Consider the following 12,142-nt stretch of genomic DNA (forward strand, 5'->3'; position numbering starts at 1 on the left):
TGACCAGCTTGCTCGGCGCACGCCCGTCCGGGCCGAGCGGCAGCGGGTCTTTCGGCGGCTTCGGCGGCTTCACCGCCGCCGGGATCAGGCTCGCATCGATCAATGTGCCCCGGCGCAGCACCAGCCCGCGCGCGTCGATCTGGCGCAGGATCTCGCCGAACAGCCTCTCCTCCAGATCGGCCTGCTGCAAAGCTTCGCGGAAGCGCCAGATCGTCGTGTGGTCGGGCGTCTCGTCACCGAGCACAAAGCCGCAGAATTCGCGGAACGAGGCCCGATCATCGAGCGCCTCCTCCAGCTCCGGATCAGACAACCCATACCATTGCTGCAACAGCAACGCCTTGAACATCACCAGCCGTGGATAGGGCGGCGCTCCACGCTCCGGTTCAGCAAGGCTGCGCAGCACGCACTCCACAGCCGCCCAATCGACCAGCTCGCAAATCCGCCTCAGCACCGAACTCCCTTTCCCCCGCCGCGACACCAGCGCATCTGCGAAGCTCGCTTGACCAACCTGCCGATACGCCATCCCCGCCTCCCCCTTCAGATCGGTCTTAGAGAATCGCAGATTCCCCTTTGCGCAAAGCCCTCGCAAGCGGGAGAGGGGGCCGAGTCCCGTCGCCGATACGATCGGACTTCACTCAATTGACTCCGGCTCCGACTGTCATCTCGCTTGCTGCCGCGGCACTGCGGCGCGGGCCGAACGTCTTCGACCATGCCAGCAATTCGCGGAAAGCCGGCGTCAGGCCCCAGGCCGAATCCGTCAGCTCGTATTCGACCTGCAGCGGCTTCTCGGCGAGCACCTTGCGCGCCACCAGGCCGTCGCGCTCGAGCTCGCGCAGCTGCGCGGTCAGCATATGCTGGGTGATCGGCGCGAGCGCGCGGCGCAGCGCGCCGAACCGCACGCCGCCATTCATCAGCGTGAACAGGATCTCGAGCTTCCATTTTCCCCCGAGCGCGTGGATCGCGTGCTTGAATTCGATCAGCACATTGGGGTCGGTCGGACAGCTCTCGCATTCACCGCCGTCACACATATCGCTGGTATTGTTTTCCATACCGGTCTCGAATTTCATCCTACTTGTCCAAGGTCAGATAGGTGACCAGATGCGGCCTGTGCAGGGCGGGCAGTGCAATGTTGGGCCCATCCGCCGAACATGAAGAGGGCAGGGACATGAGCACGGTATTGGTCACAGGCGGATCGGGTTTCATCGGCGTGCATACGATTCTGCAGCTGCTTGCCGACGGGCATGCGGTGCGAACGACGGTGCGCAATCCGGGGCGCAGCAACGACGTGATCGCGATGCTGCGCGAGGGCGGTGCGCCGGCGCCCGACCAGGTCGGCTTCGTCACGGCCGACCTGCTGCGCGACGACGGTTGGCGCGAGGCGGCCACCGGGTGCGACTACGTGCTGCATGTCGCATCGCCGCTCGGCGCCTATGTGCCAGAGGACGAGAATGAGCTGATCGTCCCGGCGCGGGAAGGCACGCTGCGGGTGTTGCGCGCGGCGCGCGACGCCGGCGTCAAGCGCGTCGTCGTGACGTCGTCGTTCGCGGCGATCGGTTACGGCCATCCGCCGCAAGCGGCGCCGTTCAACGAGACGGTGTGGTCCAATCTCGATGGTCCCGGCGTGCAGGCCTATCCGAAATCCAAGACGCTGGCCGAGCGCGCCGCCTGGGATTTCGTCGCGCGCGAAGGCAATGGCCTCGAGCTTGCCGTGGTCAACCCCACCGCGGTGTTCGGCCCGGCGCTCGGTGCCGACTTCTCCGAGTCGATCGGCATCATCAAGGCGCTGCTCGACGGCGCGATGCCGGCGGTGCCGCGGATCCATTTCGGCCTCGTCGACGTGCGCGATGTCGCCGACCTGCATCTGCGCGCCATGATGTCGCCCAAGGCGAGCGGTGAGCGCTTCCTGGCGGTCGCCGGCGAGACCATGTCGATCCTCGGGGTCGCCCGGGTGCTGCGCGCAAGACTCGGCAGCAAGGCGCGGCGCGTGCCACGGTTCCAGGCGCCGGACTGGATGATGCGGCTCGCCGCACGGCGCAACCCGATGGCCCGCGCCGCGCTGCCGCTGCTCGGCAAGGTGCGCCGCGCGACCAGCGCCAAGGCGCAAAACCTGCTCGGCTGGCGCCCGCGCGGCAATGAGGAGATGATCGTCGCGACCGCCGAGAGCCTGATCCGGCTCGGCCTCGTCAAGGCCTGACGGCAGCTCCCGTCCAGCGTGCTTGCCAGACGGGTCGGCGAGTGCTGAATTGCTGCGAGCAGACGGAGGCGCCACCGCGCCGCCGAGAACACCAGGGAGGCTGCGCAGATGGATCGGGTCCTCGCGGCCGCAAAGGCGATCGCCAGCGCGCGTCGCAGCCGGGCGCCGCTCAAGGCGCTTCCGAAGGACGTCGCGCCGCGCGACGAGGCCGAAGGCTACCAGGTGCAGTACGCGCTGCACGATCTGATGCAGCCACACGTGGGCAGCCTCGTCGGCTACAAGATCGGCTGCACCAGCGCGGTGATGCAGGAATATATCAACATCCCGCACCCCTGTGGCGGTGGCGTGTTCGAGAAGGTCGTGCATGACAGCGGCGTGCGGCTGCCGGCGGCCGAGTTCGTCCATGTCGGCGTCGAGTGCGAGATCGCGGTGCGGCTCGCCCGCGATCTCGCTCCGAGCGAAGCGCCGTTCACCGCCGAATGGGTCGCGGAAGCGATCGATGCCTACTATCCCGCGATCGAGATCGTCGACGACCGCTATGTCAAATGGGAGACGCTTGGCGCGCCGACGCTGATTGCCGACGACTTCTTCGCCGCCGGTTGCGTGCTCGGGGAGGAGGTGCCGCGCATCACCGTGCCCGATCTGCGCGCGGTCGCGGGACGCGCGATCGTCAACGGTAAGGAAGAAGGCCGCGGCACCGGCGCCGACGTGCTCGGGCATCCCCACAACGCGCTCGCCTGGCTCGCCAATCATCTCGCCACTGAAGGCCGTGGCCTGCATGCCGGCCAGATCGTGCTGACCGGCAGCCTGGTCAAGACGGTGTGGCTGAATGCGGGCGACACGGTCGTGATGGAGCTCGACGGTCTCGGCAAGGTGGAAGCGGCCTTTACGTGAGGCAACGTTGTGCGAGCCTGCCTCCGCATAAAAGATGTCGTCCCTGCCTAGTGCGCAATTGCGCACGGGAGCAGGGACCCATACCCCGCGGCGGCCGTCGTGAACCGCGCTCGTCGTTCCGGCGCCATGCAACAATTAGCATTCGTGGTTATGGGTCCCTGCTTTCGCAGGGACGACATCGAATGTGCAGCGCGACCTTGACTTGACTTGAATTCACCTGACTTTCAAGTCGTCGGGCGTTTGGTGTCCGTGACGAGCTCGACCTTGCCGTCGGTCAGCCGATAGACCGCGCCGACCACCCGGAGCTTGCCCTGATCGACCGCGGCGCTGAGGATCGGCGTCGCCGATTTCAGCTTCGCGACGTTGTCGATGACGTTCTGCCTGATGGCGTTAGCGAGCCGGTCGCCTCCCTTGCCCTCGGTCGCCTTCACTGCCGGCGCGATCGCATTGACCAGCGAGGGCAGATGGCCGGGCAGGGTGGCGTTGTCCTTCAGCGACTTGATGGCGGCGTCGACCGCCCCGCAGCTGTCGTGGCCGAGCACCATGAACAGCGGCACGTTGAGCACGGCCGATGCATATTCCAGGCTCGCGATCATCTCGTCGCTGGCGAAATTGCCGGCGATGCGGCAGACGAACAGATCGCCGCGGCCGGTGTCGAACGCGTATTCCGGTGCGATGCGGGAGTCCGCGCAACTCAGGATGCCGGCGAACGGATTCTGTCCGCCGGCCAGCGCCTCGCGCTCGTGCTTGAAATCATGCCGCCGCGAGACGCCTTCGACATAGCGGAGATTGCCCTTCACCAGCCGGTCCAGCGCCGCGTCCGGCGCCAGCACGTTCTGTGGCTTCGGCGGCGATTTGGTTTCCTTGGCGGAAACCGGCGATGCAAGGGCGAGGCTGGCGGCGGTGCAGGCCGCGGCAGCGAGGAAGCGGCGCCGGGAGGTCTGGGTGGGAGCTGTGATTTCGCAAAGCTGGCACATCAAAAATCTCCGTAAAATTATCCAAGAATAGCAATCGCGTCCGTGCAAAGGTTGTAGATCATGCGCAGTGCCACCGCAACGACACGGTTTCATGCACGGTCCCTGCTCCCATGTGCAATTGCGCACTAGGCAGGGATAACGGTGAGGACGAGTCGCAATTCAAGATGTCAAACAGCGCAGTGTGATGACCCGCTAAAGCGAAAGCGGGTGATCCAGTATTGCAGAGACGGCTGTGCTTGAGCCGAGAGGCCCGCGGCGTACTGGATCGCCCGGGTCCCGTCTTCGCCAAGGCTTCGACGAGGCCATGCATCTCTGGCGCGCCGAAGCTTTAGGGAGGCGGCGAGCCGGGCGATAACGGTGCGGACACACACGATCGTCGTCCTGGCGAAAGCCAGGACCCATAACCACCGCACTTGATCATGAACGGGATCGTAGCCCCAGCGTCGCGCAACAATTGAGATTTGGGGTAATGGGTCCTGGCTTTCGCCAGGACGACATGGAATGTGTTGCGCGCGTTGTAAGTCAAACTTCCACATTCTCGCGAGATGATTTGCCCGAGCTTTGCTCTTCGTTCCGCCCTGAGTTGCCCGACGGGCCGGTCGGCGCCACCGGATAACCTGCGGGTTATGAAAGGCCCGGGCGGTCCTGTTGTGCGATCGAGCCGGAAGACCCAGCTAGCGTGGCGTGGCCGAACCGCCGAAGTTTGCGGTTGACTGATCCATAGCTGGACGGTTATACGTTAATCCATAACCAATGGGTTATTGATCGCAAATGCCAGACGCTCACGACATCCTGTTTCGAACCCTTGCAGACCCGACCCGCCGGGCCATCTTCGAGCGCCTGTGCCGCGAGGGCGAGCAGACCGTCGGCGCCCTGACGGCCCGCGCCAGGATTTCGCAGCCGGCGGTGTCGAAGCATCTCGGTGTGCTGAAGCAAGCCGGGCTGGTGCGCGACCGCCATGAAGGCAGGCAGACCCATTACAGCGCGCAACTCGGCGCGTTGGCGCCGCTGATCGACTGGACCAGCCAGATGGCGGGCTTCTGGCAGAACCGGTTCGACCACCTCGAAGATCTCCTCAAAAGGATGGACCAATGAACAAGACCACCGCTGAAACGCGCTCCGCGATCGTCGAGCGTGAATTTCCTCATCCGCCGGAAAAGCTCTGGCGCGCGCTGACCCAACCGCATCTGATGGAGGAGTGGCTGATGAAAAACGATTTCAAGCCCGAGGTCGGGCACAGCTTCAACCTGCGCGGCGAGTGGGGCGGCGTGCTGGACTGCAAGGTGCTCACCGTGGAGCCGCACAAGACGCTGTCCTACACTTGGAATTTCGCGCATGCGGATGCCGCCTACAATCTCGAGAGCGTCGTGGTCTTCACGCTGACGCCGACGGCCACCGGCACCCATCTGCGCGTCGAGCAGTCCGGCTTCCAGCCGCATCAGAAGCAGGCCTATGGCGGCGCCCATGCCGGATGGAAGCAGTTCCTCGAGAATCTCGATCAGCTGATGGCGCGGGAAGGTTGACGGTCTCTCTCTCTCTCTCTCTCTCTCTCTCTCTCTCGTCATTGCGAGCGAAGCGAAGCAATCCATCGCCGCATATGCGGAAACATGGATTGCTTCGTCGCTGCCGCTCCTCGCAATGACGCTGGATCATTCACCCACCAACAGGAGGTCACATTGAACTGGAACAACTGGATCCGGCAATCGCACCGCTGGCTCTCGATCGCCTTCACGGTTGCCGTCATCATCAACATCGTCGCCATGATCCTGCAGCACCAGGCGGTCTGGATCGGCCTGCTGGCGCTGTTCCCGCTGATCTTCATGCTGCTCAGCGGCCTCTATCTGTTCGCGTTGCCCTATCTGTCGCCGCGGCATCAGCATGGGGGATCGACGTCCGCATCCCAAGTGTGATTGCATGACGTGACGACTTGACGTGACGATTTGGGGCGGATGAGGCGCGAGAGACAGCAATGACGGCATCGGAACGTATCGACCGGATGATCGAGGACCTCACCGACTGGCGCGGCAAGACGCTCGCCAGCCTGCGCAAGAGCATTCTCGCCGCCGATCCTGAGATCATCGAGGAGTGGAAGTGGATGGGCAGCCCGGTGTGGTCGCGCGACGGCATCATCGCGGTCGGCAACGCCCACAAGGGCAAGGTCAAGCTGACCTTCATGTATGGTGCGCAGCTGCCGGACCCCGACAAGCTGTTCAACACCGGCTTCGAGGGCAATGCGCGGCGCGCGATTGATCTGTTCGAGGGCGACAAGGTCGACGCCCCTGCGCTGAAGACGCTCATTCGTGCCGCGATCGAGCTTAACCAGGCTAAATCCAAAAAATCCGCGAAGAAGCCGGCGAAGAAGGCCGCGGGTACCCGCGCGACCGCGAAGAAGAAGGCGTGAGCTGCGCCGCCATGGTGCTCGCGATCCACCCGAGATGATCAAGACCAGGCTCGCCACATCGCCGGATGCGGACTCCATCTCCGCGCTGCTGACGGCCAACGCCGGCGACCGCGGCGGCATGCTGCTCGGGCAATGGCCGCGCGAGGTGATCGAGACGCGCATTGCAAACGGGCAGCCGATCGTCGTCGCGACCGATGATGAGGGCAGATTGCTCGGCGCGCTCCTGACGTCGGAGAAGGGATACGGCGAGGCGCCGCCGGTGCAGGCCATGCTGAAGGCCTGGCCAGGCAGTCCCGATGCATATGTCTACGGCCCGGTGTGCGTCTCGCGGGACGCGCGCGGCCTTGGCGTCCTGGAAGCGTTGTACGCGAAGCTTCAGGCGACGTTCCCCGGCCGCGAGGCAATCCTCTTCATCAGGGAAGACAACCCGCGCTCGCTCAGGGCGCATCTGCGGCTCGGCATGCGCGAGGTCGCGCGATACGACTTCGACGGCAAGGTTCTCATTGTGCTGAGCGACAGGCCGGATCAGTAGCTGGGCCTTCGTGCATGGGAACCCAATTCCCCTTTCAGAAATCTAACGAAATAAGTCGTTCACCATTGGACATGAAAGTCGCCCGGTTGTAGCGACGTACCGACGCAACTTAATGCGTGACTGCTAAACCTGTGGCTGTGGAATGAGCGGGCCTCATGTCGAAGCGCCCGCTGGAATGGCAGTCGCAATGTTCAGTGAGTTGGTTGTCCCGCGAGGGATCGAATCGCCGGCCGACATCAATATTCCAGAGGAAGCCTATCCGAGATCGCAGCAGCCTCGCACGTCTCGACCCCACCAGCATCGATCAGCAATAACGCGGCCGGCGGACGCTCGAGCGATTCCGGGCGAGGACGCGGACTTGGCGGTTGCCAAGCGCCTGTTGCAGCTGAATTGGATCTTGATCGCCGCGATCCTGGCCGTCTTCCTATGCGCGCTTGTCCTGACCGACTTTCGGGTGCGCGCCAGCGGTTACCTCGTCGTCGCAGGAGTGGCCGGCTTCTACGGATCGTGCGGGTATCTCAATATGAGGTCGGCCTCCAGCGACACGCGAATCTACGCGACGCTGTTCGTCGTACCGCAGATCGTCTTCGTCGCCATGTTGGCCGCGTCGCTCGGATACATTGCGGCGTCGGCGAATCTGCCGATGCAGGATGCCAATCTGCTCGCGTTCGACCGGTTCCTTGGCCTGGATTTCCTCGCCTATCTGGATTTTGTCAACAATCGACCCGTTCTGATCAGCGTGCTCGCACAGGCCTACAACTCCATTTGGGCTGAGCTGTTCGGGTTGCTGCTCCTGCTCAGCCTGATCGGACAGTATCGACGCGCGGCGGAACTGGTGCTCGCCGTCACGATAGGCCTGATTGTGACGACCGGCATCTCGACCCTGGTTCCGGCTACGGGCGTCTACGGGACACTCGGGCTTGTGCCGGCCGACTATTCGCATATTGAACCGAGTGTCTATTACCAGACCTTGAAAGAGCTGCCGCTCGTCCGCAACGGCACGACAAGGTTGCTCGACGTGTTTCAGCTGGGATCGGTCCTGACCTTTCCGAGCTTTCACGCGGTTTCCGCGGCGCTGTACGTGTGGGCGTGTTGGCCGATCCGTTGGCTGAGAGCTGTCGGCCTGCTCTGGAATGCGGTGATGCTGGCGGCGACTCCAGTCGGAGGCGGTCACTACTTCGCCGATATCGTGGCCGGGCTGGCGGTGGCGGCCGCATCGATCTATGCCGTGAATCGCATTGGTGCGCGTCTCACGCCGGCCGAGCATCGACGACCGAAGCTGCTGCTGCAGCTTGCGCCGCCGGCGAGGTGAGCCAGCCGAGTTCCGGACGGCGATGGACCGCGCCTGCCGGGCGAAGCTTGCCTGGCGCGGCCGTCACGCCTTCGTATGCACAATCACCGGGCCGGCCACTGCGGTGGCCTGCCCAACCAGCAATGGACCGAGATTGTCGTCGATCCAGGCCAGCGCGCGGCGGTTGGCCTCTTCGGCGCCGGCATGGTTGTTGAAGACGCTGATCGCGGTGACCGTATCGTCGCCGGCATAGACCACGTAATAGGCCATGAAGCCTTCGACGTCGCTGATGATCGGGATTGCGCCTTCCTTGATCCGGCGCGCGAGTTCTTCGGCGCTACCAGTCTTCGCCTTGGCGTGACGGATGGCGGCATACATGCGTTCCTCCTTCCGGCTGCATCGATCGGGCTGCGCTTCGCGCATGCGCGATCGTACGCCGGACCGGGTGGCGACGCCATCGGGATTGCGGACGGATTAGCTGAAACGCCTGCTCACGACCGTCGTGCGTCGGTCGGGGAGCTTCGGCAGCCTCGCCACACCCGCGCGCGTTGTCGTGGTCCTTGGGCCGGGGGCGGGCTCCGGCTCCTGCTGCTGCAGAAACAGCGTGGCTTCGAACAGCACGCCGGGGGCCTGCTTGGCCGTGCCCGAGCACACCGCCCGGTTGCCGTTGAACGAGCCGGTCAGGTGCGCCTCGACCTCGTCGCATCCGAACACGGTGGTGAACGGACCGTCGGCATAGCGGTGCGTCGTCAGCGTCGCCGTGAAGCGGTCCTGATCGAGCTGATAGGTGCCGCCATAGGTGAACATGGCGTCGCCGCCCGAGATCCTGCCATTTGCGAGCTGGACTATTCCGGTGCCTTCGCCCTGCGGCGTCCGGAACCACGCCGCATATTTTCCATCTCTTTGCATGACCGTCATACAAACAGAAAACCCTGCGTTGTCGTCTCCCTACGTTGCAAGCGCCGGGACTTCTACTGTGCGCTGCTGCGAGGGTTAACGAACCGAGAAGGCGATGGCGCGACTTTCGTGAAGCGGTATCGGACTGGTGTGCGGCGATCGGGCCGGCGCACGCCACCGGTCACAAAAGCCACGGCCCCCGCCAGGGGAGCTAGCGAGGGCCGTGTTGGTACACCGCGCCGCGCCTAGGTTCGCGACGAGATGTGGGAGCTCGTAAAAGTCCTACTTAGGCATGATCCGTTTCAGAAAACCGGTTTCCACTTTGCGGGATCATGCCGTTAGAAGGGCAGCAGCACGTCGAGAACCTGTTGGCCGTAGCGCGGCTGTTGCACGTCGGTGATCTGGCCGCGGCCGCCATAGGCGATGCGGGCCTGGGCGATCTTCGAGGAATCGATGGTGTTGTCGCTCTGGATGTCCTCCGGGCGCACGATGCCGGCCACGATCAGCTCGCGGATTTCGAAATTGACCCGGATCTCCTGCTTGCCCTCGACCACGAGATTGCCGTTCGGCAGCACCTGGGTGACGACCGCGGCGACGTTGGTCTGCAACGCTTCCTGGCGGTTGACCGAGCCCTTGCCATCGCTGGAGGCCGTGGAGTCGGCGGTCAGGATGCGGCCGGGCAGGATCTTGTTCGGCTGCGTGATGGTCTGCGAGCCGAGGAAATTGGTGACGCCCGAGTCTTCCGAATTGGTGCGGCTGCGCTGGGTCTCGTTGGCGATCGCGGCCTTGTCGGTGAAGTTCACCGTGATGGTCAGGATGTCGCCGACGCGCGCGGCGCGCTGGTCCTTGAAGAAGGCGCGGGAGCCGCTGCGCCACAGCGAGTTCGGGCTGTAGGAGGCGACCTCGGGCTTCGGCATCGGCATCTGCACCGGCTTGTAGCCGGGCTGGGTGGTTGGGTTGTCGATCGACGACAGCTTCGGCTGTTCGCCGATCTGGGAGAGACGGTCGATCGACGAGCAACCGCTGGCGATCGTTCCGAGTGCGAGCAGTGCACCGGTCAGGACGAGGCGGTTGATGCGGTACTGGGACATGAACTTTACTCGGCGTTTGGTGCGACTGAACTCAGCTTGACGGAAGCGGAATTGGACTCGGTGGCGTCGGCGGTCGGCGCCGGGCGCGGGCTCGCGACCGAGATCGAGACCTCGCCGCGGCCGGTGACGACGCCGGAGACGGCGCGCTTGGACTGCAGATTCATCACGCTGACGGTGTCGCCCTCGGCGCCGCCGTCCATCGCCTTGCCGCGGATCGTCAGGTAGAGGCCGGCGGTGCGATAGATCAGCGTGACATTCTGGTCGCGGGTGACGAGATCGGGCTTCGCGAGGTCGGCGACGCGCAGCGCCTGGCCGGGGCGGAGCTGGCGGCGGACCTGCATGCCGACGGCGCTGTCGCGCACTGCCGCGTCGTTGCCGATCTCGGCTTTCGGGCGGCGCTCGACGATCACGTCGGAGGCCTTCAGCACGTCGCCGCGCTCGACATTGCGCGTCAGCACGGCGGCCTCGATGGTTTCGATCGCGGTTCCGGTGAAGCGCAGCTTCGACGGCGCGGCGCCGGCGTCGTTGCCGATCTCGAAGGTCAGGTCGAAACGCGTCGAGCGCGGGTCGTAGCGCACGGCGATCGGCTGCATCACGCCGGTATTGGTCGCCTCGAGGCGGATGTCGCCGGGATCGCGGTCGAAGGTCAGCGCGATGTTGCCGGCCCTGCCGAGCCCGTGGCGGCCCTCCAGCGCGCGCGACACCTGCTGCTCGATCTCCTTGCTGTCGATGGTGCGCGCCAGCCGGGTGACGGTGATCTCCTTCAGCTCGCGGGTGTCGACGCCGATCACCTGGTGCGAGCGCAACACGTTCAGCACCTGCGCGACCGGCAGCGTACCGGTCGTGCCGAGGTCCGGCGCGCGGTAGACCGCGACGCTGCCGGCGCTGCCGGCATTGTCGATGAGGTCGCCGACCCGCACGATGTCGTCGGCGACCGTGATGCTGGCGCGCAGCGTCGGCACCGCGATGGTCTCGCGGCGGCTTTGCGCGGCAGCCGAAGTCATCGAGGCTGCAAGAAGTGCGGCTGCGATCAGGAGTGAGCGGGCGATCATCGACATCATCCTCAGCGGAACAGGTTGGAGGTCGACTGCATCATCTGGTCGGCGGCGGAGACCACCTTCGAGTTCATCTCATAGGCGCGCTGCGCGGCGATCAGGTCGGAGATTTCCGAGACCACCTCGACGTTGGCCTGTTCGAGGTTGCTCTGCTGCATGTCGCCATAGCCGTCGGTATTGGCGGTGCCGTCCTGCGGCTGGCCGGAGGCCGGCGTTTCCTGGAACAGGTTGTCGCCGATCGGCATCAGGCCGGCCTTGTTGATGAAGCGGGTCAGGCCGATCTGGCCGATGTTGGTCGATGCGGTTTGGCCCGGCAGCGTCACCGAGACCTGGCCCTGCGCATTGATGGTGAGGCCGGACGCGTTCTGCGGGATCGTGATCGTCGGCTGCAGCAAATTGCCCTGCGCGTTGACGATGCGGCCCTGATTGTCCATCTGGAACGAGCCGTCGCGGGTGTAGGTGAAGGTGCCGTCCGGCATCAGGATCTTGAAGAAGCCTTCGCCGCGGATCGCGATGTCGAGGTCGTTGCCGGTCGGCGACAGCGTGCCCTGGGTCATCATGCGCGGCGTGCCGACGGTCTTCACGCCGCCGCCGAGGTCGATGCCCATCGGCATGATGGTGTTCTGGTCGGAGGCCTGCGCACCGACCCGGCGCACATGGTCGTAGATCAGGTCCTGGAACGCGGCGCGTTGCTTCTTGTAGCCGGTGGTGCGCAGGTTCGCGATGTTGTTGGAGATCACCTGAACGCTGAGTTCCTGTGCCGCCATTCCGGTCGCAGCTGTATAAAGTGCGCGCATCGGTCAATCCCCC

16 protein-coding genes are annotated in these 12,142 nt (G+C 64.7%); 8 read left to right on the plus strand and 8 right to left on the minus strand.

From position 1 onward, the window contains the following. Positions 1-523: transposase (locus PMN64_RS15935; RefSeq protein WP_411781303.1), on the minus strand; the 523-nt coding region annotated here is incomplete at its 3' end. 112 nt (positions 524-635) lie between these two features. Then, a complete protein-coding gene (locus tag PMN64_RS15940; RefSeq protein ID WP_411781304.1) occupies positions 636-1,067 on the minus strand; it encodes a winged helix-turn-helix transcriptional regulator in 432 nt (143 codons plus the stop codon). A 98-nt stretch (positions 1,068-1,165) separates the two neighbouring features. On the opposite strand from PMN64_RS15940, the gene PMN64_RS15945 reads away from it, so the two are divergent. Further along, positions 1,166-2,194 (plus strand): SDR family oxidoreductase, encoded by a 1,029-nt coding sequence (locus PMN64_RS15945; RefSeq protein ID WP_411781305.1) that lies wholly within the window; start codon positions 1,166-1,168, stop codon positions 2,192-2,194. Positions 2,195-2,302: 108 nt separating this feature from the next. Beyond that, entirely contained in the window at positions 2,303-3,088 is a 786-nt protein-coding gene (locus PMN64_RS15950) for a 2-keto-4-pentenoate hydratase (RefSeq protein ID WP_411781306.1), read from the plus strand. A gap of 224 nt (positions 3,089-3,312) precedes the next feature. On the opposite strand, the gene PMN64_RS15955 is transcribed toward PMN64_RS15950, so the two are convergent. Further along, positions 3,313-4,065, minus strand: coding sequence for a carbonic anhydrase (locus PMN64_RS15955; RefSeq protein WP_411781307.1), 753 nt, complete (start codon positions 4,063-4,065; stop codon positions 3,313-3,315). A 771-nt stretch (positions 4,066-4,836) separates the two neighbouring features. Between PMN64_RS15955 and PMN64_RS15960 the strand changes: the two genes are divergently transcribed. From PMN64_RS15960 to PMN64_RS15985, 6 genes are all read left to right on the plus strand, one after another. Further along, entirely contained in the window at positions 4,837-5,160 is a 324-nt protein-coding gene (locus tag PMN64_RS15960) for an ArsR/SmtB family transcription factor (protein WP_016846748.1), read from the plus strand. Next, entirely contained in the window at positions 5,157-5,588 is a 432-nt protein-coding gene (locus PMN64_RS15965) for an SRPBCC domain-containing protein (RefSeq protein ID WP_028341673.1), read from the plus strand. Before PMN64_RS15960 ends, PMN64_RS15965 begins: the two co-directional genes overlap by 4 nt. A 153-nt stretch (positions 5,589-5,741) precedes the next feature. Further along, positions 5,742-5,975, plus strand: coding sequence for a hypothetical protein (locus tag PMN64_RS15970; protein WP_411781309.1), 234 nt, complete (start codon positions 5,742-5,744; stop codon positions 5,973-5,975). Positions 5,976-6,034: 59 nt separating this feature from the next. After that, a complete protein-coding gene (locus PMN64_RS15975) occupies positions 6,035-6,466 on the plus strand; it encodes a DUF1801 domain-containing protein (RefSeq protein ID WP_411781310.1) in 432 nt (143 codons plus the stop codon). 34 nt (positions 6,467-6,500) lie between these two features. Continuing rightward, a complete protein-coding gene (locus PMN64_RS15980; RefSeq protein WP_411781311.1) occupies positions 6,501-6,998 on the plus strand; it encodes an N-acetyltransferase family protein in 498 nt (165 codons plus the stop codon). A gap of 358 nt (positions 6,999-7,356) precedes the next feature. Further along, entirely contained in the window at positions 7,357-8,310 is a 954-nt protein-coding gene (locus PMN64_RS15985; protein ID WP_411781312.1) for a phosphatase PAP2 family protein, read from the plus strand. Positions 8,311-8,373: 63 nt separating this feature from the next. On the opposite strand, the gene PMN64_RS15990 is transcribed toward PMN64_RS15985, so the two are convergent. The 5 genes from PMN64_RS15990 to flgG all read right to left on the minus strand — a co-directional run bounded on the left by PMN64_RS15990 (position 8,374) and on the right by flgG (position 12,129). Continuing rightward, positions 8,374-8,667 carry a hypothetical protein gene (locus PMN64_RS15990; RefSeq protein ID WP_028337177.1) on the minus strand — a complete coding sequence of 98 codons (294 nt, stop codon included), beginning with the start codon at positions 8,665-8,667 and terminating at the stop codon, positions 8,374-8,376. A gap of 96 nt (positions 8,668-8,763) precedes the next feature. Then, a complete protein-coding gene (locus PMN64_RS15995) occupies positions 8,764-9,198 on the minus strand; it encodes a hypothetical protein (RefSeq protein ID WP_411781313.1) in 435 nt (144 codons plus the stop codon). Positions 9,199-9,524: 326 nt separating this feature from the next. Beyond that, positions 9,525-10,277, minus strand: a complete 753-nt coding sequence (gene flgH / locus PMN64_RS16000) for a flagellar basal body L-ring protein FlgH (RefSeq protein ID WP_028337175.1) — start codon at positions 10,275-10,277, stop codon at positions 9,525-9,527. Positions 10,278-10,282: 5 nt separating this feature from the next. Further along, positions 10,283-11,338, minus strand: coding sequence for a flagellar basal body P-ring formation chaperone FlgA (gene flgA, locus PMN64_RS16005; protein WP_411781314.1), 1,056 nt, complete (start codon positions 11,336-11,338; stop codon positions 10,283-10,285). Between the two features lie 2 nt (positions 11,339-11,340). Continuing rightward, a complete protein-coding gene (gene flgG, locus PMN64_RS16010) occupies positions 11,341-12,129 on the minus strand; it encodes a flagellar basal-body rod protein FlgG (protein WP_028337173.1) in 789 nt (262 codons plus the stop codon). Between the last annotated feature and the right edge of the window lie 13 nt (positions 12,130-12,142).

Source organism: Bradyrhizobium sp. UFLA01-814 (genome assembly GCF_046718885.1).
Classification (GTDB): Bacteria; Pseudomonadota; Alphaproteobacteria; order Rhizobiales; family Xanthobacteraceae; genus Bradyrhizobium; species Bradyrhizobium elkanii.